The sequence below is a fragment of the Streptomyces phaeochromogenes genome (genome assembly GCF_001418655.1).
GTDB lineage: Bacteria > Actinomycetota > Actinomycetes > Streptomycetales > Streptomycetaceae > Streptomyces > Streptomyces phaeochromogenes.
The window spans coordinates 18,403-42,334 of the sequence record NZ_LIQZ01000281.1 but is presented as its reverse complement, the minus strand read 5'-3'; the positions used below and the strand labels follow the sequence as shown (position 1 = coordinate 42,334).

Annotated in this window: 24 protein-coding genes and 1 pseudogene; 17 read left to right on the top strand and 8 right to left on the bottom strand. The window is 70.7% G+C overall.

The features are described from left to right. The 4 genes and pseudogenes from AOK17_RS52680 to AOK17_RS32590 form a co-directional block, all read right to left on the bottom strand. Positions 1-361: pseudogene (locus AOK17_RS52680) on the bottom strand (RNA-binding transcriptional accessory protein); the annotation flags it as partial. 2 nt (positions 362-363) lie between these two features. Further along, the coding region (locus tag AOK17_RS52675; RefSeq protein ID WP_281198656.1) for a Tex-like N-terminal domain-containing protein at positions 364-1,006 on the bottom strand (643 nt) is incomplete at its 3' end. Between the two features lie 159 nt (positions 1,007-1,165). Next, complete coding sequence (locus AOK17_RS51375; protein ID WP_169801966.1) at positions 1,166-1,309, bottom strand: LPFR motif small protein; 144 nt, start codon at positions 1,307-1,309, stop codon at positions 1,166-1,168. A 159-nt stretch (positions 1,310-1,468) separates the two neighbouring features. After that, positions 1,469-2,335: an SCO6745 family protein gene (locus AOK17_RS32590; RefSeq protein ID WP_055616175.1), complete on the bottom strand. Its 867-nt coding sequence runs from the start codon at positions 2,333-2,335 to the stop codon at positions 1,469-1,471. A gap of 148 nt (positions 2,336-2,483) precedes the next feature. Here AOK17_RS32590 and AOK17_RS32585 point away from each other — a divergent pair, with 148 nt between their 5' ends. Both AOK17_RS32585 and AOK17_RS32580 read left to right on the top strand, forming a co-directional pair. Further along, a complete protein-coding gene (locus tag AOK17_RS32585) occupies positions 2,484-3,452 on the top strand; it encodes a GlxA family transcriptional regulator (RefSeq protein ID WP_055616174.1) in 969 nt (322 codons plus the stop codon). A gap of 47 nt (positions 3,453-3,499) precedes the next feature. Then, the gene (locus AOK17_RS32580) at positions 3,500-4,135 is read left to right on the top strand and encodes a DJ-1/PfpI family protein (protein WP_055616173.1); all 636 of its coding nucleotides are present in this window, start codon (positions 3,500-3,502) and stop codon (positions 4,133-4,135) included. On the opposite strand, the gene AOK17_RS32575 is transcribed toward AOK17_RS32580, so the two are convergent. Beyond that, a complete protein-coding gene (locus AOK17_RS32575; RefSeq protein ID WP_055616172.1) occupies positions 4,122-4,895 on the bottom strand; it encodes an enoyl-CoA hydratase/isomerase family protein in 774 nt (257 codons plus the stop codon). The genes AOK17_RS32580 and AOK17_RS32575 overlap by 14 nt on opposite strands. 322 nt (positions 4,896-5,217) lie before the next feature. Here AOK17_RS32575 and AOK17_RS32570 point away from each other — a divergent pair, with 322 nt between their 5' ends. Continuing rightward, positions 5,218-5,727, top strand: coding sequence for an ATP-binding protein (locus AOK17_RS32570; protein WP_055616178.1), 510 nt, complete (start codon positions 5,218-5,220; stop codon positions 5,725-5,727). Positions 5,728-5,850: 123 nt separating this feature from the next. Here the strand turns inward: AOK17_RS32570 and idi are convergent, their stop codons facing one another. The 3 genes from idi to galE all read right to left on the bottom strand — a co-directional run bounded on the left by idi (position 5,851) and on the right by galE (position 8,871). After that, entirely contained in the window at positions 5,851-6,444 is a 594-nt protein-coding gene (gene idi / locus AOK17_RS32565; RefSeq protein ID WP_055616171.1) for an isopentenyl-diphosphate Delta-isomerase, read from the bottom strand. A 333-nt stretch (positions 6,445-6,777) separates the two neighbouring features. Next, positions 6,778-7,722, bottom strand: coding sequence for a cation diffusion facilitator family transporter (locus AOK17_RS32560; protein ID WP_055616170.1), 945 nt, complete (start codon positions 7,720-7,722; stop codon positions 6,778-6,780). 168 nt (positions 7,723-7,890) lie between these two features. Further along, positions 7,891-8,871: a UDP-glucose 4-epimerase GalE gene (gene galE, locus AOK17_RS32555; protein ID WP_055616169.1), complete on the bottom strand. Its 981-nt coding sequence runs from the start codon at positions 8,869-8,871 to the stop codon at positions 7,891-7,893. Positions 8,872-9,205: 334 nt separating this feature from the next. On the opposite strand from galE, the gene AOK17_RS32550 reads away from it, so the two are divergent. The 14 genes from AOK17_RS32550 to AOK17_RS32490 all read left to right on the top strand — a co-directional run bounded on the left by AOK17_RS32550 (position 9,206) and on the right by AOK17_RS32490 (position 23,931). Continuing rightward, complete coding sequence (locus AOK17_RS32550; RefSeq protein WP_055616168.1) at positions 9,206-11,005, top strand: DUF5941 domain-containing protein; 1,800 nt, start codon at positions 9,206-9,208, stop codon at positions 11,003-11,005. After that, positions 11,002-11,754 carry a phosphocholine cytidylyltransferase family protein gene (locus AOK17_RS32545; protein ID WP_055616167.1) on the top strand — a complete coding sequence of 251 codons (753 nt, stop codon included), beginning with the start codon at positions 11,002-11,004 and terminating at the stop codon, positions 11,752-11,754. Before AOK17_RS32550 ends, AOK17_RS32545 begins: the two co-directional genes overlap by 4 nt. Continuing rightward, positions 11,742-12,806, top strand: coding sequence for an iron-containing alcohol dehydrogenase family protein (locus AOK17_RS32540; RefSeq protein WP_055616166.1), 1,065 nt, complete (start codon positions 11,742-11,744; stop codon positions 12,804-12,806). Before AOK17_RS32545 ends, AOK17_RS32540 begins: the two co-directional genes overlap by 13 nt. After that, complete coding sequence (locus tag AOK17_RS32535) at positions 12,784-13,563, top strand: CDP-alcohol phosphatidyltransferase family protein (protein WP_206190872.1); 780 nt, start codon at positions 12,784-12,786, stop codon at positions 13,561-13,563. Before AOK17_RS32540 ends, AOK17_RS32535 begins: the two co-directional genes overlap by 23 nt. After that, complete coding sequence (locus AOK17_RS32530; RefSeq protein ID WP_055616164.1) at positions 13,560-14,444, top strand: glycosyltransferase family 2 protein; 885 nt, start codon at positions 13,560-13,562, stop codon at positions 14,442-14,444. Before AOK17_RS32535 ends, AOK17_RS32530 begins: the two co-directional genes overlap by 4 nt. Before the next feature lie 98 nt (positions 14,445-14,542). Next, the gene (locus AOK17_RS32525; RefSeq protein ID WP_055616163.1) at positions 14,543-15,472 is read left to right on the top strand and encodes an ABC transporter permease; all 930 of its coding nucleotides are present in this window, start codon (positions 14,543-14,545) and stop codon (positions 15,470-15,472) included. Beyond that, positions 15,465-16,244 carry an ABC transporter ATP-binding protein gene (locus tag AOK17_RS32520; RefSeq protein WP_055616162.1) on the top strand — a complete coding sequence of 260 codons (780 nt, stop codon included), beginning with the start codon at positions 15,465-15,467 and terminating at the stop codon, positions 16,242-16,244. Before AOK17_RS32525 ends, AOK17_RS32520 begins: the two co-directional genes overlap by 8 nt. A 374-nt stretch (positions 16,245-16,618) precedes the next feature. Next, a complete protein-coding gene (hpnC, locus tag AOK17_RS32515) occupies positions 16,619-17,521 on the top strand; it encodes a squalene synthase HpnC (protein WP_055616161.1) in 903 nt (300 codons plus the stop codon). Positions 17,522-17,547: 26 nt separating this feature from the next. Further along, positions 17,548-18,468 carry a presqualene diphosphate synthase HpnD gene (gene hpnD, locus AOK17_RS32510; protein ID WP_107102559.1) on the top strand — a complete coding sequence of 307 codons (921 nt, stop codon included), beginning with the start codon at positions 17,548-17,550 and terminating at the stop codon, positions 18,466-18,468. Beyond that, positions 18,468-18,608: a DUF6380 family protein gene (locus tag AOK17_RS54085; RefSeq protein ID WP_220451502.1), complete on the top strand. Its 141-nt coding sequence runs from the start codon at positions 18,468-18,470 to the stop codon at positions 18,606-18,608. The genes hpnD and AOK17_RS54085 overlap by 1 nt, the downstream gene beginning before the upstream one ends. Beyond that, complete coding sequence (gene hpnE / locus AOK17_RS32505) at positions 18,605-20,029, top strand: hydroxysqualene dehydroxylase HpnE (protein WP_055616159.1); 1,425 nt, start codon at positions 18,605-18,607, stop codon at positions 20,027-20,029. The genes AOK17_RS54085 and hpnE overlap by 4 nt, the downstream gene beginning before the upstream one ends. Next, positions 20,026-21,156, top strand: a complete 1,131-nt coding sequence (locus AOK17_RS32500; RefSeq protein WP_079053408.1) for a polyprenyl synthetase family protein — start codon at positions 20,026-20,028, stop codon at positions 21,154-21,156. Before hpnE ends, AOK17_RS32500 begins: the two co-directional genes overlap by 4 nt. Before the next feature lie 112 nt (positions 21,157-21,268). Then, entirely contained in the window at positions 21,269-23,287 is a 2,019-nt protein-coding gene (shc, locus tag AOK17_RS32495) for a squalene--hopene cyclase (protein WP_055616157.1), read from the top strand. Next, positions 23,287-23,931, top strand: coding sequence for a phosphorylase family protein (locus tag AOK17_RS32490; protein WP_055616156.1), 645 nt, complete (start codon positions 23,287-23,289; stop codon positions 23,929-23,931). The genes shc and AOK17_RS32490 overlap by 1 nt, the downstream gene beginning before the upstream one ends. The last annotated feature ends 1 nt before the right edge of the window (position 23,932 follow it).

The following is a 23,932-nucleotide window of genomic DNA, read 5'->3' as shown; positions in this document are numbered from 1 at the left end:
CGAGGCGGGCGAGCTTGGCGATGGCCTCGTCCCACTTGTTCGCCGGGACGTGCGGGTAGATGACGTCCGTCGCCACGACCTTGCCGGTCGCGTCGACCACGGCCACCTTCACACCCGTACGGAAACCCGGGTCGAGGCCCAGCGTCGCGCGCGTGCCCGCCGGGGCGGCGAGCAGCAGGTCGCGGAGGTTCGCCGCGAAGACGTTGACCGCCTCGTCCTCGGCGGCCGTCCGCAGCCGCATCCGCATGTCGATGCCGAGGTGCACGAGCAGCCGGGTGCGCCAGGCCCAACGGACCGTGTCCGTCAGCCACTTGTCGGCGGGACGGCCACGCTCGGCGATCCCGAAACGGTGGGCGACGATNNCGAAGTCGAAGTAGTCGGCGAACTTGGCGCCCGCCTCCTCCTTGCCGTCCTTCACCTTGGCAGCCAGCCGGCCCCGTCCCCACATGCGCTCGCGCAGCTCGCCGATCAGGTCGGCGTCCTCCGAGAACCGCTCGGTGAGGATCGCGCGGGCGCCGTCCAGGGCGGCCTGCGGGTCGGCCACGCCCTTGTCGGCGTCCACGAAGGCCGTGGCCGCGGCGATCGGGTCGACGGACGGGTCGCCGAGCAGCCCCTCGGCCAGCGGCTCCAGGCCCGCCTCACGGGCGATCTGAGCCTTCGTGCGCCGCTTCGGCTTGAACGGCAGGTAGATGTCCTCCAGCCGAGCCTTGGTCTCGGCGCCACGGATCTGCGCCTCCAGCTCGTCGGTGAGCTTGCCCTGCTCGCGCACCGAGTCGAGGATCGCCGTGCACCGCTCCTCCAGCTCCCGCAGATAGCGCAGCCGCTCCTCGAGCGTGCGCAGCTGCGCGTCGTCGAGCATCTCGGTCGCTTCCTTGCGGTAGCGGGCGATGAAGGGCACCGTCGATCCGCCGTCGAGCAAGTCGACGGCGGCCTTGACCTGCCGCTCCCGTACGCCGAGTTCCTCGGCGATCCTGCCTTCGATGGACCCTACGAGGGGTGTCGTCACGATCCCGTACCGCCTTCTTGACTGAGGTTGCGCGGCAATTGTGGCAGGTGACACCGACAACGGGGGATCAGGGCGGCGAACAGGGTCTCGACGCGGCGACAGAACACGCGGGGAGCCGGACACGCCTGTGGCGTGTCCGGCTCCGGTGGCGGTCCGCGGTCAGGCCCTGCGGGCCCGCCCGCCGCGCCGCGTCGACTGTGAGGCGCCGCCGAACAGCCGGGCCACGGCCCGGAACGGCAGTGTCACAACCGTGGCGATGGCCCCACCGATCTGTCGCAGCACATCTGCGATGGCACGGAACACGTGTTTCCCCTTTCGTCTCCCGGCCGGTACGGCCGGAGGACGAACGAGTACCTCGAACCGGGAGTCCGAATCATGGCCGCCCGCACGCCGCCCGTACGGCCCCCCGCGAGCCACGCGCGCGTGGCCGACGACGGCCCCTCCGCCGCGGCCCCGCCGTGCTCAGTTCTTGCCGATCATGCCCTCCGGGAACGCCCCCGCGGCCATCGCCGCCATGAGCAGCCCCGTGGCCAGCTCGGTGAGGCGTTCGACGCCCGGGGCGCCCAGATGCTCGTACGGAGCCGCGTCGAGGCGGTCCGTCCGCGACTCGATCTCCTTGCGCAGGTCGACGCCCGCGTCCGTCAACTCGCCCTCGGCGTTCAGCAGTCCGCGCTCCTTGAGCCGGTCCACTGCCGCGTCCCAGTCCTCGCGGGCCCAGCCGCGCGTGGCGAGGACCCACCTCGGGGCCATCCCCTTGCCGGTCGCGGTGTGGCTCACCAGCGCTTCCAGGGGGTCGAGTTCCGCGTCGAGCAGCGCCGAGAGATGCCCGTCGCCACGGTGCTCGCGCAGCAGCGTGGCCGCGTGCCACAGGGCGAGGTGCGGCTCACCGGGGACCGGCAGATCGGCGTGCGCGGCGTACAGCGGGCGGGCGGTACGGGTGCACGCCTCGGCCGCGCGCAGCGCGAGCTCCGCCGCCTCGGCGACCTCCTTGGAGGCGAGCATCTCGTCCCCGAGCAGCCGTCGCAGCGTCGCGTCCACGGCACGCGCGCGTGCCGCGAGCACCACCTCCGGAGAGGCGGTCTGCCACACCTCGGGCACATGCCGCGCGACCAGGTCGTGGCGGAAGTTGTAGAACGTCGCCGTCACCGTGCCCGCGCCCACCGGCCCCATGGCCGCGGCCCGCACCGCGAAGTACGCGGCCCTGGGGTCCGTGACACCGACCCCGGCCAGCTGCTCCGCGAGATCTGGCGAGAAGTAGTGGGTCGAGTGCAGGGGATTGAGGACGTTGTGACATCGGCGTCCGGCACGCTCCGGCAGGGCTGTGGTCATGCCTCGCACGTTACCGACTGGTTGGTACGTGCGGAATGGCGGGGCGACGATCGGCTCGGGCGGCCGGCCCTCCACCTGGACCTCGATGGCAGGAAAGGTGGGATGTTCGTCATTGCGGCCATCCCGTCGCCCGCGAAGAATCGACTCCATGGCGTACCGAACCGTCCTCGTCGTCCTCTTCGACGGCGTCCAGAGCCTGGACGTCACGGGCCCCGTCGAGGTCTTCACCGGCGCCGACACCCACGCCGGCGAGCCCGGAGAGACGTACCGCATCCGGACCGCCTCCCTGGACGGCGCCCCCGTACGCACCTCCAGCGGCCTGACCCTCGTCCCGGACCACGCCCTGGCCGAGGCCCCGGCGCCGCACACCCTGCTCGTACCGGGAGGCCGGGGCACGCGCGGCCCCGATCCGCGCGTGATCGACTGGCTGCGCGAGCACGGCCCGCGCGCCGACCGCCTGGTCTCCGTCTGCACCGGCGCGATCCTGCTCGCCGAGGCGGGCCTCCTCGACGGCCGCCGCGTGACGACCCACTGGGCGTACTGCGACCGGCTCGCCCGTGACCACCCGGCCATCGAGGTCGACCCGGACCCCATCTACGTACGCGACGGCCATGTGGCCACCTCTGCCGGTGTCACCGCCGGGATCGACCTCGCCCTCGCGCTGGTCGAGGAGGACCTCGGCCGGGACGCCGCGCTGAGCGTCGCCCGGTACCTCGTCGTCTTCCTCCGGCGACCGGGGAACCAGGCCCAGTTCAGCGCCCAGCTCTCCGCGCAGACGGCCCGCCGCGAACCGCTCCGCGAGGTCCAGCACTGGATCACCGAGCACCCCGGCGACGACCTGTGCGTCGAGTCGCTCGCGGCCCGCGCCCGCCTGTCGCCCCGCCACTTCGCCCGCGCCTTCCAGTCCGAGACGGGCATGACCCCCGGCCGCTACGTCGACACCGTCCGCCTCGAACACGCCCGCCGTCTCCTGGAGGACACCACGGACGGCATCGAACAGATCGCCCGGGCAAGCGGCTACGGCACTCCGGAGGCGATGCGACGGGCCTTCATCAGGACCCTGGGCGCACCTCCGGCGGAGTACCGCCGCCGTTTTCACACGACACGGACCTCGTGATCAGGCGCCGGCCCACGACCGCCCCGCCCCTCAACGGAAAGGCACCCATGCAAATCGCCATCGTCCTCTTCGACCGCTTCACAGCCCTCGACGCAGTGGGCCCCTACGAAACCCTGGGCCGCCTTCCGGGCTCAGAAACGGTCTTCGTCGCCGAGCAAACGGGCCCCGTCCGCACGGACACCGGCAACCTGGCCGTCACCGCGGACAAGACCCTCGCCGAGGTCCCGACCCCGGACATCGTCGTGGTCCCCGGCGGCCCCGGCCAGACCCCGCAGATGGACAACGAGGTGCTGCTCGACTGGCTGCGCGCGGCGGACGCCACGAGCACCTGGACGACCTCCGTGTGCACGGGGTCACTGCTGCTCGCGGCGGCGGGGCTCCTGGAGGGCCGCCGCGCGACCTCGCACTGGCTGGCCCTCGACCACCTGAAGAACTTCGGCGCGGAGCCGACCGGGGAGCGGGTCGTGACCGACGGCAAGTACGTCACGGCGGCCGGAGTCTCGTCCGGCATCGACATGGGGCTCACGCTGCTCGGCAGGATCGCGGGCGACGAACAGGCCCAGGCGGTGCAGCTGTTGACGGAGTACGACCCGCAGCCGCCCTACGACGCGGGCTCACCGCAGAAGGCCCCGGCCCACCTGGTCGAGCGGTTCCGTTCGGACAGCCGCTTCAACGTGGCGTAGAGGTGGGCCCGGACGCGGGCGTGGTCCAGGTGAAGTCGGGCGGCCGGCGCTCCAGGAAGGCGGCGACCCCCTCCGCGGTGTCGCCGCCGTCGCGCGCCTGCCGCGCCCAGTAGTCGTCCCGGTCCGTCCGCCCGTCGGCGAACTCCTTCGCCGCGGCCTGCGTCAACTGCGAACGCGAGACGAGGATCCGGCTGAACTCCGCGACCCGCTTGTCGAGTTCGCCGCCCGGCAAGACCTCGTCCACCAGCCCGGTGCGCAGCGCACGCTCCGCGTCGATCAACTCACCCGAGAACAACAGGTACTTGGCGGTGGCGGGCCCCACGAGGGACACCAACCGCCGGGTGGAGGAGGCCGCGTAGACGATTCCCAGCTTCGCCGGAGTGATCCCGAACGACGCCTCCTCGTCCGCGAACCGTAGATCGCACGCCGCCGCGAGCTGACACCCACCGCCCACGCAGTAGCCGCGTACGGCGGCGAGCGTCGGCTTGGCGAACGCGGCGAGCGCCTCTTCGGCCCGTACGGCCAGCCCCTGTGCCTCGCCCGACGAACCCCGCAGCGAGGAGATGTCGGCCCCGGCACAGAACGTCCCGCCCTCACCGGTCAGCACGAGCACGCGTACGGCGGGGTCGGCGGCCAGAGTGTCGAGCAGGGGCGGCAGCACCCGCCACATGTCCGCCGTCATGGCATTGCGCTTCGCCGGATGGTGGATGACGACGGTGGCGACCCCGTCGGCGACGCTGTGCAGCAGCTGCGGCTCCATACGCGGGATGCTATCCGCCCTCGTCGAACGCTCGATCAAGCGGACCTCGGGCTCGTGACGACCGGATATGGCGGGCGGATACGGGGGGCGGATACGGCGGGCGGCGCATCGTGATGTGGTCGCGGAGCAAACCCGTACAACCCGAAGAGTTCCGGATTCGGCACAAGGCGGACAGGACCGGTCCCACAGGTGACGGTGTCACGCATCGGTGATCAGAAATCGCCGATACTCGCTGACTTCTGTTCAGTTATCCGGTACGGACCAGCGCGTTACCAACACTCGACGTGTGGTGACAATCGAGCGCAAGGGTGGCGACCGGACGATGGACGACCAGGGGCGGGGGTCCGGCCCACGCCCCGAAGGCGGCGGGGAGTTGCCTCCCGACGTCAGACCGCCGGGCCCGCTGCCGTACGAGGGGGTCTGGCGCTTCACCGCTCCGGCCGTCGACTCCTCGGTACCGCAGGCGCGGCACGCCGTCCGTGACCTGCTGGCCCGCCAGGGCGTACCCGTCTCGGACGATCTGATCCAGGGGCTCCTGCTGATCGTCTCGGAGCTGGTCACCAACGCGGTCCGGCACGCGGCACTGCTCTCCCCGGTGCTCGCCGTGGAGATCGCCGTAGGCGCCGAGTGGGTGCGCGTCTCCGTCGAGGACAACCACCCCTACCGCCCGACCGCCCTGGAGGCCGACCACGGCCAGACCGGCGGCCGAGGCCTCCTCCTGGTCCGCGAGGTCACAAGGGAGGCGGGAGGCGTCTGCGACGTGGAACACACGGCGACGGGGGGCAAGGTGATCTGGTCAGCGCTCCCACTCACACCTGTACGAGCCATGTGAGAGGGCACGGGGGACGGCCTGCCGCGCCCCCTTTATAGGGGCGCGGGGCTGTGTCATCCTGCGACTCCGCCGCGTGGGCGCAACCAGCCGCAACGGTGCCGCAGCCACTTCAGATACGGACGGTCACCAACCCGCAGCGGCGCCGGTCAACTCCCGAATCGCCGGCCGAGCCGAATCCAGCACAGTCATGAACCACGCGGAGAACGGATCCGCCGCATGCCGCTCCACAAGCTCCCCCGCGGTCACGAACGCCGTGGAACCCACCTCCTCCGGATCCGGCCGCACAGCGGACTGCACCATCCCCACGAAAAGGTGATTGAACTCCTGCTCCACCAGCCCGGACTCCGGATCGGGGTGGTTGTACCGCACGGTCCCCGCCTCGGCGAGCAGCGACGGCGAGACCCCCAGCTCCTCGTACGTCCGCCGCGCGGCAGCCGCGAAGGGCGCCTCGCCGGGATACGGGTGACCGCAGCACGTGTTGGACCAGACACCGGGGGAGTGGTACTTGCCGAGAGCCCGCTGCTGGAGCAGCAGCCGGCCCCGTTCGTCGAAGAGGAAGACGGAGAACGCCCGGTGCAGCTGCCCGGGCGGCTGATGGGCCGTGAGCTTCTCCGCCGTGCCGATCGTGGTGCCGTCCTCGTCTACCAGTTCGAGCAAGATGGCTTCGGCGGTGCCGTTCGACGAACTGTGCGTCGCGGTGGCAGGTGTGATCGGCATACCCATCCTTCGCATCGGTCTTCAAGCCCCAAGTCTGCCGTACGAAACCGGCACTCCCGGCATCACGCGGAGTCCCGCATGTCCGGTTCCGCCCCTCGGCCGAACCGGGCATCGCGGCCGGCGCCGGTCGGACGCCGAAAGCGGCCGGACACCTGATCGTGCCCGCCGCCACCGGGGCGGAACCGTCCGGTCACGTGCCGCGACCGCTGCCTCCGGCACCCGGAATCCGGGCCGGATGCCGTAACCCGAAGTCGGTACGCCGTGCACCCCGACCACCCTCACACACGCGTGTCGCCTCCGTCACCGGACGTACGCCCCATCCGTATCCGCAGCTCAGTGGCAGACGCGCAGCTCGTGAGCCGCGTGCCCGTCGGGCTCCAGCTGGAAGGTGCAGTGCTCCACGTCGAAGTGCTCGCCGAGGCACGTCCGCAGCTCGTGCAGCATCTTCTCGTGGCCGATGGTGTCGAGGGCCTCGGCTCCGACGACCACGTGAGCGGAGAGCACCGGCAGCCCCGAGGTGATCGTCCAGGCATGCAGATCGTGGACGTCCTCCACACCCGGCAGCGCACGGATGTGCGAGCGCACCGCGGCCATGTCGACGTCCTCGGGCGCTGCCTCCAGGAGCACGTTCAGCGTCTCCCGCAGCAGCTTCCACGTACGAGGAACGATCATCAGGCCGATGACGATCGAGGCGACCGGGTCGGCGGCCTGCCAGCCCGTGGTCAGGACCAGGACGGCGGAGACCAGCACCGCCAGCGAGCCCAGCGCGTCCGCGGCGACCTCCAGGAACGCACCGCGTACGTTCAGGCTCTCTTTCTGCCCGCGCATGAGCAGCGACAGCGAGATCATGTTCGCGACCAGACCGATCAGGCCGAACACCGCGGTCAGCCCGCCCTCGGTCTCCGTCGGGGTCACGAAGCGCTGTATCGCCTCGTACAGGACGTACCCGCCCACCCCGAGCAGCAGCAGACAGTTCGCGAGCGCGGCGAGGATCTCGGCGCGGGCGTAGCCGAAGGTGCGGTTCCCGCTCGGCGGGCGGTTCGCGAAGTGGATCGCGAGCAGCGCCATGGCGAGGCCGAGCGCGTCCGTCGCCATGTGCGCCGCGTCCGCGACGAGCGCGAGCGAGTTCGCGACGATCCCGCCCACGATCTCGACCACCATGACGGTGAGCGTGATCCACAGCGCGACACGCAGCCTCCCGCGGTATGCCGCTGCCGCCGTGCCCCCACCCCCGCCGTCGGCGCCGTGCGCATGCCCGTGACTGTGACCGGCCCCCATGAAAACCACCCTCCGAAATCGCCCCGACGCCCTGTCGGCGATCTCCAGTGAACTACGGGTGGGGGGTATACGCAACGCGGTACTGAACACCGTTGTCATATGCTCTGACCTGCGGAAACGGTCCGCAGGTCAGAGCGGGCGCCGGGTGGTCCCGTGGGCCTCCGCGGGTCATCCCGCGTGGTGCAGCTGCCAGCCCTCCCAGGCCGACTCGACCATCTCGCGCACCCCGCGGCGCGCGGTCCATTCCAGCTTCTCGGCGGCCAGCGCGGCCGAGGCGACAGCGCGCGGGGCGTCGCCCGCCCGGCGCGGCTCGACGAGTGCCGGACGGCCGTCACCGGTGACCTCGCCGATGAGCGTCACGAGCTCGCGCACCGAAACCCCCTCGCCGCGGCCGATGTTGACCGTCAGGTCGCCCGTCTCGCTCCCGGCGCCCGCCGAGGTCAGCCGCCGGGCCGCCGCGAGATGTGCCTCGGCGAGGTCGGCGACGTGGATGTAGTCGCGTACGCAGGTGCCGTCCGGCGTCGGATAGTCGTCGCCGAAGATCCGCGGGGCCTCGTCGCGGGTGAGTCGGTCGAAGACCATCGGGACCACGTTGAAGACGCCGGTGTCCGCGAGCTCGGGCGTGGCCGCGCCCGCCACGTTGAAGTAGCGCAGGCAGACCGTCGCGATGCCGTGCGCGCGGCCCGCCGCCCGGACCAGCCACTCACCGGCGAGCTTCGTCTCGCCGTAGGGGTTCACCGGGACGCAGGGGGTGTCCTCCGTGATGAGATCCACATCCGGGTTGCCGTAGACGGCGGCGGAGGAGGAGAAGAGGAAGCGCTCGACGCCCGCCCCGGCGACCGCCTCCAGGAGCGTGGCGAGTCCTCCGACGTTCTCCTGGTAGTAGCGCGTGGGCTGGGCCACCGATTCGCCGACCTGCTTGCGCGCGGCCAGGTGCACCACACCCGTCACCGCGTGCTCGGCGAACACCCGCTTCAGCAGTTCCCCGTCCAGGGAGGAGCCCTGGACCAGAGGAATGTCGTCGGGCAGCCGCGCGGGGACGCCGGCCGAGAGGTCGTCCAGCGCGATCACGCGCTCCCCGGCCCCGGTCATGGCACGCACCACGTGTGCCCCGATGTATCCAGCTCCGCCTGTGATCAGCCATGTCATGGACGCCAACCCTATGCCGGTCCCGCGCGCCCGGATCGGTGAGTGGGCATGAGGAGGGGCAAGGGGCCACAAGAACCGTGACGGGAGCTATGCCGTGAATTGCGGTGGAATCAGCCGTGGTTTGTGGGCCGGGGCCCGGATCCCCGATGATGATCGCGGCGGACGCGGCACAGCAGACCCTGTTGATCGGGCCGTGAACGGCCGGTGAACGGTCCGTTCCCATCATCCGATAGCCTCTGCCGACACGCTGCCCGGCCGTTCCTGGCCTGGGGCGCCCCCCACCACGCACATGCCCGGCGTCGGCGTACGCCGGAACCCAGAGGAGTGAGTTCGTCTGTCGACCGCCATCCTCACCGGTCAGCCGGTCCCCGGGTCGTCGCTCGACAGCGATCTGCGGTCGCTCGGCTTCGACGTACGGGTCGCCACTGACGCGGCCGACGCCGAGACACTCCTCGCCGCCGTCCCCGCCGACCAGCGGGTCGCCGTCGTCGACGCCCGCTTCGTGGGGCACGTCCACGCGCTGCGGCTCGGCCTGACCGACCCGCGCTTCGACGCCGCCGCGATCCCCGGTGCCGTCACCGCCCGGCCCGCGGCCCGTCCGGCGCTGACCCGCGCGCTGCGCACCGCCTCCGACGACGCCTCGAACGGCTCGGTGGTGGTCGGCATCCTCGCCGAGCGGATCGCGGAGGTCCTCGACACCGACCTGCACCGCCCCGAGCTGGGCGAACTCGTCGCCGAGGTGCCGAGGGACCCGCAGTCCCGCAACGAGGCCCGGCAGGCCGTCACCGTCGTGGACGACGAGGCGATCCGGCTGCGTACGGCCGTGAAGTCCCGCGACGGCTTCTTCACGACGTACTGCATCAGCCCGTACTCCCGCTACCTCGCCCGCTGGTGCGCCCGCCGCGGCTTCACGCCGAACCAGGTCACCACGGCCTCGCTGATCACCGCGCTGATCGCGGCGGGCTGCGCGGCGACCGGCACCCGCGCCGGCTACGTCGCCGCCGGACTGCTGCTCCTCTTCTCCTTCGTCCTCGACTGCACGGACGGCCAGCTCGCCCGCTACTCCCTGCAGTACTCCACGCTCGGCGCCTGGCTCGACGCGACCTTCGACCGCGCCAAGGAGTACGCCTACTACGCGGGCCTCGCCCTCGGTGCGGCCCGCGGCGGCAGTGACGATGTATGGGCCCTCGCCCTCGGCGCGATGGTCCTGCAGACCTGCCGGCACGTCGTCGACTTCTCCTTCAACGAGGCGAACCACGACGCCACCGCCAACACCAGCCCCACCGCGGCCCTTTCGGGCAGGCTCGACAGCGTCGGCTGGACGGTCTGGCTGCGCCGCATGATCGTGCTGCCCATCGGCGAGCGCTGGGCGATGATCGCCGTCCTCACGGCGGTCACGACGCCCCGCATCACCTTCTACGTGCTGCTGATCGGCTGCGCCTTCGCCGCGACCTACACGACCGCGGGCCGGGTGCTCAGGTCCCTGACCCGCAAGGCGCAGCGCACCGACCGCGCCGCCCAGGCACTGGCCGACCTCACCGACTCCGGTCCGCTCGCCGAGTTCCTGGCCCGCCTGACGCGCGGTGTGCGCCTCAGCGGCCCGGCCGCCGTCGCCCTGGTCGCCGGTGCACTCGTCGTGGGCGCCTCCTGGCTTTCCCCGTACGGGAGTTGGTGGCCCGTCCTGGGGGCCGGTGTGTACGTCCTGCTGTCGCCCGTGGCCCTCCAGCGGCCCCTGAAGGGCGCCCTGGACTGGCTGGTTCCGCCGTTCTACCGGGCGGCCGAATACGGGACCGTTCTGGTACTGGCGGCCAAAGCCGATGTGAACGGAGCCCTTCCCGCGGCTTTCGGGCTGGTGGCGGCCGTCGCCTACCATCACTACGACACGGTGTACCGCATCCGCGGCAACGCCGGCGCGCCGCCGCACTGGCTGGTGCGGGCGATCGGCGGGCACGAAGGCAGGACGCTGCTGGTCACCGTCCTGGCCGCGCTGCTCACCGCCACAGATTTCAAGGTCGCGCTCACGGCTCTCGCCGTGGCCGTGGCGCTCGTGGTGCTCGTCGAGAGCATCCGCTTCTGGGTGACCGCCCACAAAGTCGGCGCACCCGCCGTACACGATGAAGGAGAACCCGCATGATCGGCCTCGTGCTGGCTGCCGGCGCCGGACGGCGTCTGCGCCCCTACACCGACACCCTGCCCAAGGCACTGGTGCCGGTGGGACCCGAGGGCAACGAGGACAGCATCACCGTGCTCGACCTCACGCTCGGCAACTTCGCCGAGATCGGCCTGACCGAGGTCGCGATCATCGTCGGTTACCGCAAGGAAGCCGTCTACGAGCGTCGCGAGGCGCTGGAGCAGAAGTACGGCGTCAAGATCACTCTGATCGACAACGACAAGGCCGAGGAGTGGAACAACGCCTACTCCCTGTGGTGCGGCCGTGACGCCATCAAGCACTCGGTGATCCTCGCCAACGGCGACACCGTGCACCCGGTCTCCGTCGAGAAGACCCTGCTCGCCGCCCGCGGCGACGGCAAGAAGATCATCCTCGCCCTCGACACGGTGAAGTCCCTCGCCGACGAGGAGATGAAGGTCGTCGTCGGCCCCGAGGGCGGCATGACCAAGATCACCAAGCTGATGGACCCGGCCGAGGCGACCGGTGAGTACATCGGCGTCACCCTCATCGAGGGCGACGCGGCCGACGAGCTGGCCGACGCGCTGAAGACGGTCTTCGAGACCGACCCGCAGCAGTTCTACGAGCACGGCTACCAGGAGCTCGTGAACCGCGGCTTCCGTATCGACGTGGCCCCCATCGGCGACGTCAAGTGGGTCGAGATCGACAACCACGAAGACCTCGCCAAGGGACGCGTGATCGCGTGCCAGTACTGACGAGGCTCATCCCCTCGCCGGTCGTCGTCGACATTCGGCCGGGGGCGCTCGACGATCTGGCGACGATCCTGTCCGACCAGCGCATCGCGCCCTCCGGCCGCTTGGCCTTCGCCATCAGCGGCGGCTCCGGCAAGGTCCTGCGTGAGCGGTTCGCCCCGGCGTTCCCCGAGGCGGACTGGTTCTGCGACGCCGACGGCACCATCGACGGAGCGGTCCGTCTCGCCGACTCGATCAAGAAGGCCGGCCGTTACGACGCCGTCGTCGGCCTCGGTGGCGGCAAGGTCATCGACTGCGCGAAGTACGCCGCCGCACGCGTTGGCCTGCCGCTCGTCGCGGTGGCCACGAACCTCGCGAACGACGGTCTTTGCTCCCCGGTCGCCACGCTCGACAACGACGCGGGCCGCGGCTCGTACGGTGTGCCCAACCCGATCGCCATCGTCATCGACCTCGATGTCATCCGCGAGGCTCCGGTGCGATTCGTACGGGCCGGTATCGGCGATGTGATCTGCAAGATCTCCGCCGTTGCCGACTGGGAGCTGTCGCACCGGGAGAACGGCGAGCAGGTCGACGGCCTGGCCGCCGCCATGGCCCGTCAGGCCGCGGAAGCGGTGCTGCGCCACCCGGGAGGTGTCGGCGACGACGCATTCCTGACGACGCTCTCCGAGGCGCTGGTCCTGTGCGGCATCTCGATGTCGGTGGCCGGTGACAGCCGCCCGGCATCCGGCGCCTGCCACGAGATCAGCCACGCCTTCGATCTCAGTTTCCCCAAGCGCAGCGCCCTCCACGGCGAGCAGTGCGGCCTCGGCGGAGCGTTCGCCACGTTCCTGCGCGGCGACCACGAGACGGCCGGGCACATGACGGAGGTTCTCCACCGTCACGGCCTCCCCGTGCTCCCGGAGGAGATCGGCTTCACCGTGGAGGAGTTCGTCCAGGTCGTGGAGTTCGCTCCGTCGACCCGGCCGGGCCGCTACACGATCCTCGAACACCTCGACCTGTCCACCGACCAGATCAGGGACGCATACGCCGACTATGCAAAAGCCATCGGTAGCTGAGCTCCGCCCGGTCGTTCACCCTCCGGGTGTGAAGGACCGGCGGAGCGGCGAGCACTGGGGAGGCCGGCTCTACATGCGCGAGATCTCGCTGCGCATCGACCGGCACCTGGTGAACACCCGGGTCACGCCCAACCAGCTGACCTACGTGATGACCGTCTTCGGCGTGCTCGCCGCCCCGGCCCTGCTGGTGCCGGGCATCCCGGGCGCCCTGCTGGGCGTACTGATGGTCCAGCTGTACCTGCTGTTCGACTGCGTCGACGGCGAGATCGCCCGCTGGCGCAAGCAGTACTCGATGACCGGGGTGTACGTCGACCGTGTCGCCGCCTACCTGTGCGACGCCGCGGTCCTGGTCGGCTTCGGCCTGCGTGCCGCGGACCCCTGGGGCACCGGACGGATCGACTGGCTGTGGGCGTTCCTCGGCACCCTGGCCGCCCTCGGCGCCGTCCTGATCAAGTCCGAGACCGACCTCGTCGGTGTCGCCCGGCACCAGACCGGCAAGGAGCCGGTCCAGGAGTCGGCGTCCGAGCCGCGCTCCTCCGGCATGGCGCTGGCCCGCCGGGCCGCCGGGGCGCTCAAGTTCCACCGGCTCGTCCTCGGCATCGAGGCCTCCCTGCTGATCCTGGTCCTCGCGGTCCTGGACACGGTCAGGGACGACCTGTTCTTCTCGCGGCTCGGCGTCGCGGTCCTGGCCGGCATCGCGATGCTGCAGACCGTGCTGCACCTGGTGTCCATCCTCGCTTCGAGCAGGCTGAAGTGAGTACGGCCATGAAGGTCGGCGCGGTGATCATCACCATGGGCAACCGCCCCGACGAACTCCGTGCCCTCCTCGACTCGGTCGCCAAGCAGGACGGCGACCCGGTCGAGGTGGTCGTGGTCGGCAACGGCTCGCCCGTCCCGGACGTCCCCGCGGGCGTACGGACGGTCGAGCTGCCCGAGAACCTCGGCATCCCCGGCGGACGCAACGTCGGCATCGAGGAGTTCGGCCCCGGCGGCACCGACGTGGACGTCCTTCTCTTCCTGGACGACGACGGCCTCCTGGCGAACCACGACACCGCGGAGCTCTGCAGGCAGGCCTTCGGTGCCGACCCGGAGCTCGGCATCATCAGCTTCCGCATCGCCGACCCCGAGACCGGGGTCACCCAGCGCCGCCACGTGCCCCGGCTGCGCGCCTCCGACCCGATGCGCAACTCACGCGTCACCACCTTCCTCGGCGGCGCCAACGCCGTCCGTACGAAGGTGCTCGGCCAGGTCGGCGGACTGCCCGACGAGTTCTTCTACGCCCACGAGGAGACCGACCTCGCCTGGCGTGCCCTCGACGCGGGCTGGATGATCGACTACCGCTCGGACATGGTGCTGTACCACCCCACGACCGCCCCCTCGCGGCACGCGATCTACCACCGGATGGTCGCCCGCAACCGTGTCTGGCTGGCCCGTCGCAATCTGCCCGCGCCTTTGGTTCCGGTGTACCTGGGCGTGTGGATGCTGCTGACCCTCGCCCGACGCCCCTCCCGCCCCGCGCTGAGAGCCTGGTTCGGTGGTTTCAAGGAGGGCTGGACCAGTCCGTGCGGGCCCCGGCGCCCCATGAAGTGGCGTACGGTATGGCGCCTGACCAGACTGGGCCGGCCACCCGTCATCTGACAAGCTCGAAATCTGAGAGCATTCGGGCCGTACCCCGGTCCCTGGCTTTGGCCTACGCCCGACCAGGCTGCTTATCTTGAGGACGAAAGTTTCCACTTGTGAGTGAGACAACGCATGACGGCGGTGTCGCGGTGAGCGCCCCTCCGTCGCCCGATGAAGGGCTCTCCGCGGCGGACCTCGCCGCCAAGTACGGGCTTGCCGTCAGCGGCGCCCGGCCCGGACTCGTCGAGTACGTCCGCCAGCTCTGGGGACGGCGTCACTTCATCCTTGCCTTCTCGCAGGCGAAGCTGACCGCCCAGTACAGCCAGGCCAAGCTCGGCCAGCTCTGGCAGGTGGCCACACCGCTGCTGAACGCAGCCGTGTACTTCCTGATCTTCGGACTGATCCTGGGTGCCGACCGCGGCATGCCCCAGGAGGTCTACATCCCGTTCCTGGTGACGGGTGTGTTCGTCTTCACCTTCACCCAGAGCTCGGTGATGGCGGGCGTCCGCGCGATCTCCGGGAACCTCGGTCTGGTCAGGGCGCTGCACTTCCCGCGCGCCGCGCTGCCGATCTCGTTCTCGCTGCAGCAGCTCCAGCAGCTGCTCTTCTCGATGATCGTGCTGTTCGTCGTGGCGGTCGGCTTCGGCAGCTACCCGGGCCTGTCCTGGCTCCTGATCGTCCCGGTGCTCGCCCTGCAGTTCCTCTTCAACACCGGCCTCGCGATGATCATGGCCCGGATGGGCGCCAAGACCCCGGACCTCGCGCAGCTCATGCCGTTCGTGATGCGTACGTGGATGTACGCGTCCGGCGTGATGTTCTCGATCCCCGTGATGCTGGAGAAGCACCCCGCCTGGATCGCCGACATCCTCCAGTGGAACCCGGCCGCCATCTACATGGACCTGATGCGCTTCGCGCTGATCGACGGTTACGGTTCCGAGAACCTGCCCCCGCACGTGTGGGCGGTCTCGGCCGGCTGGGCCCTCCTCGTCGCCGTCGGCGGATTCGTGTACTTCTGGAAGGCTGAGGAGCGCTACGGCCGTGGCTGAGGAAAACACCGTGGGCCAGATCCCCACCGTCATCGCGGACGAGTTGCACATCGTCTACCGGGTCAACGGCGCCAAGACCGGCAAGGGCAGCGCCACCGCGGCACTCAGCCGCATAATCAAGCGCGGCGAGGACCGTGGCGTCCGCAAGGTGCACGCCGTCCGCGGTGTCTCCTTCAAGGCCTACCGGGGCGAGGCCATCGGCCTGATCGGCTCCAACGGCTCCGGCAAGTCCACCCTGCTGCGGGCCATCGCGGGGCTGCTCCCCGCCGAGAAGGGGCACGTCTACACCGACGGCCAGCCCTCGCTCCTCGGCGTCAACGCGGCCCTGATGAACGACCTCACGGGCGAGCGGAACGTCATCCTCGGCGGGCTCGCCATGGGGATGTCCCGCGAACAGGTCCGGGAGCGCTACCAGGACATCGTCGACTTCTCCGGCATCAACGAGAAGGGCGACTTCATCACCCTGCCCATGCGCACCTACTCCTCCGGCATGGCCGCCCGGCTGCGTTTCTCCATCGCGGCGGCCAAGGACCACGACGTCCTGATGATCGACGAGGCCCTGGCGACCGGCGACCGCTCCTTCCAGAAGCGCTCCGAGGCCCGCATCCGCGAGCTGCGCAAGAGCGCGGGCACGGTCTTCCTCGTCAGCCACAACAACAAGTCCATCCGTGACACGTGCGACCGCGTCCTGTGGCTGGAGCGCGGCGAGCTGCGCCTGGACGGCCCGACCGACGAGGTCATCAAGGAGTACGAGAAGTTCACGGGCAAGTAGCCCGAATCGCTCAGGGCCCCGTCGGAACGTTCCGGCGGGGCCCTGCGTCTGCAAAGGAAACGCCAACTCTGGGCGTCCTTGGGAATCTTGACGCCAATCGGTGTCTTGTTGTGATGTGCAGGACACCCCGACGAGGCATGCCGGGTTGTACAACGTAAACTGTACCGGTGCTGATTCGCGGCAAGTAGGGCGATAATGCGCGACACCCGGCATAGGGTCTGCTGCGCGGACGACCGGGCGGCGTGTCCGAAATAGTCTGTATTGGGTCGGCAGTGTAGAACGGGAGATGTGACGGCAATGGCTACGGAAACTCTCCAGCTCAGCTGTGCGCGTGCCGTCTTCGCTTGTGCCGTTCCCGGCCCGGGCAGTGAGTGGTGACGCCAGCCGGGACGGCGCGCGCCGGTGACCCGGAGCGCAGCACCCTGGACAAGGCCACGGACGAGAACTTCCCCGTGGCACCGTTCTTCCTGCCCAGGGCCTGGCGCGCCGACCTCATGGCCGTCTACGGCTTCGCCCGTCTGGTCGACGACATCGGTGACGGAGACCTGGCCCCCGGCGGTGCCGACGCCCGCCTCCTGGGAGTGTCCCCCGAGGAGGCCGAGGACCGGCTGCTCCTCCTCGACGCCTTCGAGACCGACCTCCACAGGGTCTTCGACGCGACGCCGCGCCACCCGCTCCTGCGCCGCCTCCAGCCGACGGTCCGCCGCGCCGGGCTCACCCCCGAGCCCTTCCTCGGCCTGATCGCGGCGAACCGTCAGGACCAGCTCGTCAAGCGGTACGAGACCTACGACGACCTCGTCGCCTACTGCGAACTGTCCGCGAACCCGGTCGGCCGTCTGGTCCTCTCGGTCACCGGCACCTCGACCCCCGAGCGGGTCCGTCGCTCGGACGCCGTCTGCACGGCACTGCAGATCGTCGAGCACCTCCAGGACGTGGCCGAGGATCTGGACCGCGACCGTATCTATCTGCCCGCCGAGGACATGAAGCGCTTTCATGTCCAAGAGGCGGATCTGGCCGCGGCCACGGCAGGCGCATCGGTGCGCGCACTGGTTGCATACGAAGCAGAACGCGCCCTGAACCTCCTGAATGAAGGCACCCCCCTCGTGGGTAGCGTCCACGGCAGGCTGAGGCTGCTGCTCGCGGGCTTCGTTGCAGGAGGAAGGGCGGCAATCCGTGCGATTGCCGCCGCCGAATACGACGTACTTTCCGGCCCGCCCAAGCCCGGCAAGATCCAGTTGCTGCGCGAGGTGGGAGTGACTCTGCGAGGAGAGGGGTGATCCGGACCGTGGAGGCTCCGCCGCACATGTCCGCACCGGTACTCGCCGCATACAGCTACTGCGAGGCGATCACCGGGCAGCAGGCCCGCAATTTCGCGTACGGCATCAGACTGCTGCCGACGCCCAAGCGTCGCGCCATGTCGGCGCTGTACGCGTTCTCGCGCCGCGTCGACGACATCGGGGACGGCACGCTCGCTCCCGACGTCAAGGCCGCGCGCCTCGAAGACACCCGGGCGCTGCTCGCCCGGGTCCGCGACCGCTCCGTGGCTGAGGACGACACCGACCCGGTCGCGGTCGCCCTCAGCCACACGGCGGACCACTTCCCGGTCCCGCTCGACGGCCTCGACGAACTGATCGACGGCGTCCTCATGGATGTCCGCGGCGAGACCTACGAGACCTGGGACGACCTCAAGGTCTACTGCCGTTGCGTGGCAGGGGCCATCGGCCGCCTTTCGCTCGGCGTCTTCGGTACGGAACCGGGGGCGCGCGGCGCCGAGCGGGCGCCCGAGTATGCCGACACGCTCGGGCTCGCGCTGCAACTCACCAACATCCTCAGGGACGTTCGCGAGGACGCCGAGGACGGGCGGACCTATCTGCCCGCGGACGACCTGGCGAAATTCGGCTGCTCGGCCGGCTTCGACGGAGCGCATCCACCGGCCGGCTCCGACTTCGCGGGCCTCGTCCACTTCGAAGTGCGACGGGCCCGCGCGCTTTTCGCGGAGGGCTACCGGCTGCTGCCCATGCTGGACCGCCGCAGCGGCGCCTGCGTCGCCGCCATGGCCGGCATCTACCGCCGCCTCCTCGACCGCATCGAGCGCGAGCCGGAGGCCGTCCTGCGCGGCCGTGTCTCGCTGCCCGGCCGCGAGAAGGCGTACGTCGCCGTGCGGGGCCTTTCCGGTCTCGACGCCCGGCACGTCTCGCGCCGAACCATCAGGAGGCGCGCTTGATGGACACTTTGGGCCAAGATGACGCAAGTCCCGGGAAACGGCGCGCAACCCTCCGGTCGGGGACCGCGTCCCTGACTTCAACGGCCGACCGTGCACTGCTCGATCAGCACGGCCCGGCTTCGGGGGAAGGTGCACGATGAACGACACGACGCAGGACGAGGGGCTCGACGCGGATCGGCGGAGCCGCCCGGCGACGGCCGTGGTGGTCGGCGGGGGGCTCGCCGGAATCACCACCGCGCTCGCGCTCGCCGACTCCGGGGTGCGCGTGACGCTGGTGGAGGGCAGGCCGCGCCTCGGCGGGCTGGCCTTCTCCTTCCAGCGCGGCGCCCTCACCGTGGACAACGGCCAGCATGTGTATCTGCGCTGCTGCACCGCGTACCGCTGGTTCCTCGACCGCGTCGACGGAGCAGAGCTTGCTCCCCTGCAGGATCGTCTCGACGTGCCCGTTCTCGACGCGGAGGCGAAACCCGGACGCAGACTCGGCAGAATCGGCCGCACGGCTCTGCCCGTACCGCTGCATCTGGCGAAAAGCCTCGCGACCTATCCCCATCTGTCGCTCGCCGAGCGCGCCAAAGTAGGACGTGCCGCGCTGGCCCTCAAGGGCCTCGACCTCGCGGATCCGGCGCTCGACGCGCAGAACTTCGGCACCTGGCTGGCCGCGCACGGTCAGTCGGAGCGTGCCATCGAGGCACTGTGGGACCTGGTGGGGGTCGCCACCCTCAACGCGGTGGCCGGCGACTCGTCGCTCGCCCTCGCCGCGATGGTGTTCAAGACCGGTCTGCTGTCCGATCCGGGCGCGGCCGACATCGGCTGGGCTCGCGTCCCGCTGGGTGAACTGCACGACCGGCTGGCCCGCAAGGCGCTCGACTCCGCGGGCGTCCGTACCGAACTCCGGACACGGGTCACCTCCATCTCCCTCAACGAGAACGGGCGTTGGGGCGTTCAGGTTCCCGGCGAGACGCTCGACGCCGACGCGGTCGTGCTCGCCGTACCGCAGCGCGAGGCCCACGATCTGCTGCCCGACGGCGCCCTCGACGCCCCTGAACAGCTCCTCGACATCGGTACGGCGCCGATCCTCAACATCCACGTCGTGTACGACCGCAAGGTGCTCAGTCGGCCGTTCTTCGCCGCGCTCGGCTCGCCGGTGCAGTGGGTCTTCGACCGGACCGAGGCGTCCGGGCTCTCGGACGGCCAGTACCTCGCGCTGTCGCAGTCGGCCGCGCAGGACGAGATCGACGAACCCGTCTCAGCACTGCGCGAGCGGTACCTGCCGGAGCTGGAGCGGCTGCTGCCCGGCACCCGCGGCGCCGAGGTCCGGGACTTCTTCGTGACCAGGGAGCGTACGGCGACGTTCGCTCCGACCCCCGGCGTCGGGCGGCTGCGGCCCGGCGCCCGCACCAAGGCACCCGGCCTCTACCTGGCCGGCGCGTGGACCGCCACAGGGTGGCCCGCGACCATGGAGAGTGCGGTCCGCAGTGGCGTGAGTGCGGCGGACGCCGCGCTGAGCGCCCTGGGCCGGCCCCGCGACCACCTCTTCGAGCTCTTCGAGGAGGCGGCGTGACGCTCGAACTGAGCGCGGCGGGCCCCCGCACCCCCCGTATCACCACAAGAGGAGAGACTGTGCCCACTGTGCCCCCGGCATCGACGGCTGCCGACGCGGTGGACGTGACCGCGCTCCTGGAGCGCGGCCGGACCCTGGCCACTCCGGTACTGAGGGCGGCCATCAACCGCCTCGCCCCTCCCATGGACACCGTCGCCGCCTACCACTTCGGCTGGATCGACGCCGAAGGCAACCCCGCGGAGGGAGACGGCGGCAAGGCCGTACGTCCCGCCCTCGCCGTCATGTCCGCCGAGGCCGCCGGTGCGGCCCCCGAGGTGGGTGTGCCGGGCGCGGTCGCCGTTGAACTGGTGCACAACTTCTCGCTCCTGCACGACGACCTGATGGACGGCGACGAGCAGCGCCGCCACCGTGACACCGTCTGGAAGGTGCACGGCCCCGCCCAGGCCATCCTCGTCGGTGACGCCCTGTTCGCGCTGGCCAACGAGCTGCTTCTGGAGCTCGGCACGGTCGAGGCGGGCCGTGCCACGCGCCGCCTGACCACCGCCACCCGCGCCCTGATCGACGGTCAGGCACAGGACATCTCCTACGAGCACCGCGACCGGGTCAGCGTCGAGGAGTGCCTGGAGATGGAGGGCAACAAGACGGGCGCCCTGCTCGCCTGCGCCTGCTCCATCGGCGCCGTTCTCGGCGGCGCCGACGACGTCACCGCCGACACGCTGGAGAAGTACGGCTACCACCTCGGCCTCGCCTTCCAGGCCGTCGACGACCTGCTCGGCATCTGGGGCGACCCGGTGGCCACCGGCAAGCAGACCTGGAGCGATCTGCGCCAGCGCAAGAAGTCCCTGCCGGTCGTGGCCGCGCTCGCGGCGGGCGGCCCGGCCTCCGACCGTCTCGGTGAACTGCTCGCCGAGGACGCCAAGAGCAGCGACTTCGAGAACTTCTCCGAGGAGGAGTTCGCCGTACGTGCCGCGCTCATCGAGGAGGCGGGAGGCCGCGAGTGGACCGCCCAGGAGGCGCGCCGCCAGCACACCATCGCCATCGAGGCGCTCGACACGATCCTCATGCCGGACCACGTACGGGCCCAGTTCGTGGAGCTCGCCGACTTCGTCGTCGTACGAAAGAGATGATCACTATCGGTCGAATAAGCCTCGCGTAGTCGCCGGCCGGTGCCGCGGGAGAACGAGCACCGGCCGACGGCGGACCCACAGCAGAGACATGCCACTGCACGAAGGGGAAGCCATGACAGCGACGACCGACGGAAGCACCGGGGCCCTGCCGCCCCGGGCAGCCGCGGCCAGCGAAACCACACAAGCCACGACTCCCGAGGCGGCCGGGACAGTCGATCCCCGAGACGCCGCCGAGCGCGCGATACTGCGCGCCACCGACTTCCTGCTCTCCACGCAGGACGCCCAGGGCTGGTGGAAGGGCGACCTCGAGACCAACGTCACGATGGACGCCGAAGACCTGCTGCTGCGCCAGTTCCTGGGTATCCGTGACGAGGCGACCACCCGCGCCGCCGGCCTCTTCATCCGCGGCGAGCAGCGCGAGGACGGCACCTGGGCCACCTTCTACGGCGGACCTGGCGAACTCTCCACCACCATCGAGGCGTACGTCGCCCTGCGGCTGGCCGGTGACGCGCCGGACGAGCCGCACATGGCGAGGGCGTCCGCGTGGATCCGCGAGCGGGGCGGCATCGCCTCGGCCCGGGTCTTCACCCGGATCTGGCTCGCGCTGTTCGGCTGGTGGAAGTGGGACGACCTGCCCGAACTCCCGCCGGAGCTCATCTACTTCCCCAAGTGGGTGCCGCTCAACATCTACGACTTCGGCTGCTGGGCGCGGCAGACCATCGTGCCGCTCACCGTCGTCTCGGCGAAGCGTCCGGTGCGGCCCGCGCCGTTCCCGCTCGACGAGCTGCACACCGACGCGGGCAACCCGAACCCGGTCAAGCCCCTTGCTCCCGTGGGGAGTTGGGACGGGGTCTTCCAGCGGCTCGACAAGGTTCTGCACACCTACCGCAAGGTCGCGCCGCGCAGACTCCGCAGGGCCGCGATGAACACCGCCGCCCGCTGGATCATCGAGCGGCAGGAGAACGACGGCTGCTGGGGAGGCATCCAGCCGCCCGCCGTGTACTCGATCATCGCGCTGCACCTGCTGGGCTACGACCTCCAACACCCGGTGATGCGCGAGGGGTTGGCGTCCCTCGACCGGTTCACCGTCTGGCGCGAGGACGGGGCCCGGATGATCGAGGCCTGCCAGTCGCCGGTGTGGGACACCTGCCTCGCGACCATCGCGCTCGCCGACGCGGGCGTGCCCGCCGACCATCCGCAGCTGGTGAAGGCCGCGGACTGGATGCTCGGAGAGGAGATCGTCCGCCCGGGGGACTGGGCGGTCAAGCGGCCCCATCTGCCGCCGGGCGGCTGGGCGTTCGAGTTCCACAACGACAACTACCCCGACATCGACGACACCGCCGAGGTCGTCCTCGCGCTGCGCCGCGTCAAGCACCACGACCCGGAGCGCATGGAGAAGGCCATCGGGCGCGGGGTGCGCTGGAACCTCGGCATGCAGTCGAGGAACGGCGCGTGGGGCGCGTTCGACGTCGACAACACCAGCCCCTTCCCCAACCGGCTGCCGTTCTGCGACTTCGGCGAGGTCATCGACCCGCCGTCCGCCGACGTCACCGCGCACGTCGTGGAGATGCTCGCGGTCGAGGGACTCTCCCACGACCCGCGCACCCGCCGCGGCATCGAGTGGCTGCTCGCCGAACAGGAGGCGAACGGCGCCTGGTTCGGCCGCTGGGGCGTCAACTACGTATACGGAACCGGGTCGGTGGTGCCCGCGCTGGTCGCCGCCGGACTGCCCGGGTCGCATCCCGCGATCCGCCGGGCCGTGGCGTGGCTGGAGACCGTGCAGAACGACGACGGCGGCTGGGGCGAGGATCTGCGCTCCTACCACGACGTCGCCGAGTGGAGCGGGCGCGGCGCCTCGACCGCCTCCCAGACCGGGTGGGCGCTGCTGGCGCTGCTCGCGGCCGGGGAGCGCGACTCAAAGGCCGCCGAGCGCGGAGTCGCGTGGCTCGCGGAGACCCAGCTGGCGGACGGCTCCTGGGACGAGCCGTACTTCACCGGTACGGGGTTCCCGTGGGACTTCTCGATCAACTACAACCTCTACCGGCAGGTCTTCCCGCTCACCGCGCTCGGCCGGTACGTCAACGGCGAACCGTTCGCCGACCGGCAGGGCTCCTTCGGCAGGGCGAGCTGATGAGCACGACACCGGGCGCCGCCCCGCTGCTGATCGCCTGCGCGCTCGGCATCGAGCAGCTGGCCCTGCGCACCGGCGGCGACCGGGGCAGGGCCGACGGCCCGGTCACCGTGCTGCGTACGGGCATGGGGCCGGGTGCCGCCGAACGGGCGGTCACCCGGGCCCTGGCCCGCCCGGCGCTGAGCGGGGCGGCCGTCCTCGCCACGGGCTTCTGTGCCGGGCTCGCCCCCGGCATGCACCCGGGGGACCTGGTCGTCGCCGACGAGACCCGGGACCCGCGCGGCACCACGCCCTGCGTGGGCACCGATCTGCTCGTCAAGGAACTGGCACGCGCCCTGCCCGGGCGCACCGTCCACACGGGGCCGCTCACCGGCTCCGATCACGTCGTCCGCGGTCAGGAACGGTCGGAACTGCTCGCGACCGGCGCGATCGCGGTCGACATGGAGTCGGCGGCCACGCTCCACAGCGCCGTCCGCGCGGGCATGCGCCCGGTTGCGGCCGTCCGGGTGGTCGTGGACGCTCCAGAACATGAACTCGTCCGGATCGGCACGGTGCGCGGTGGAATATCAGCCTTCCGCGTTCTTCGTGCCGTTCTTCCAGCTTTCTTCGAATGGCACCGTTCTTTGCTGCTCCCCAGGAGGTGAG

Excerpts from the sequence above, each read along its gene's own strand:
- AOK17_RS32590 (WP_055616175.1), bottom strand. The coding sequence starts at position 2,335 with ATGACCACAGCCCTGCCGGAGCGTGCCGGACGCCGATGTCACAACGTC.
- AOK17_RS32585 (WP_055616174.1), top strand. The coding sequence starts at position 2,484 with ATGGCGTACCGAACCGTCCTCGTCGTCCTCTTCGACGGCGTCCAGAGC.
- AOK17_RS32580 (WP_055616173.1), top strand. The coding sequence starts at position 3,500 with ATGCAAATCGCCATCGTCCTCTTCGACCGCTTCACAGCCCTCGACGCA.
- AOK17_RS32575 (WP_055616172.1), bottom strand. The coding sequence starts at position 4,895 with ATGGAGCCGCAGCTGCTGCACAGCGTCGCCGACGGGGTCGCCACCGTC.
- AOK17_RS32570 (WP_055616178.1), top strand. The coding sequence starts at position 5,218 with ATGGACGACCAGGGGCGGGGGTCCGGCCCACGCCCCGAAGGCGGCGGG.
- idi (WP_055616171.1), bottom strand. The coding sequence starts at position 6,444 with ATGCCGATCACACCTGCCACCGCGACGCACAGTTCGTCGAACGGCACC.
- AOK17_RS32560 (WP_055616170.1), bottom strand. The coding sequence starts at position 7,722 with ATGGGGGCCGGTCACAGTCACGGGCATGCGCACGGCGCCGACGGCGGG.
- galE (WP_055616169.1), bottom strand. The coding sequence starts at position 8,871 with ATGACATGGCTGATCACAGGCGGAGCTGGATACATCGGGGCACACGTG.
- AOK17_RS32545 (WP_055616167.1), top strand. The coding sequence starts at position 11,002 with ATGATCGGCCTCGTGCTGGCTGCCGGCGCCGGACGGCGTCTGCGCCCC.
- AOK17_RS32535 (WP_206190872.1), top strand. The coding sequence starts at position 12,784 with ATGCAAAAGCCATCGGTAGCTGAGCTCCGCCCGGTCGTTCACCCTCCG.
- hpnD (WP_107102559.1), top strand. The coding sequence starts at position 17,548 with ATGTCCGCACCGGTACTCGCCGCATACAGCTACTGCGAGGCGATCACC.
- AOK17_RS54085 (WP_220451502.1), top strand. The coding sequence starts at position 18,468 with ATGGACACTTTGGGCCAAGATGACGCAAGTCCCGGGAAACGGCGCGCA.
- hpnE (WP_055616159.1), top strand. The coding sequence starts at position 18,605 with ATGAACGACACGACGCAGGACGAGGGGCTCGACGCGGATCGGCGGAGC.
- shc (WP_055616157.1), top strand. The coding sequence starts at position 21,269 with ATGACAGCGACGACCGACGGAAGCACCGGGGCCCTGCCGCCCCGGGCA.
- AOK17_RS32490 (WP_055616156.1), top strand. The coding sequence starts at position 23,287 with ATGAGCACGACACCGGGCGCCGCCCCGCTGCTGATCGCCTGCGCGCTC.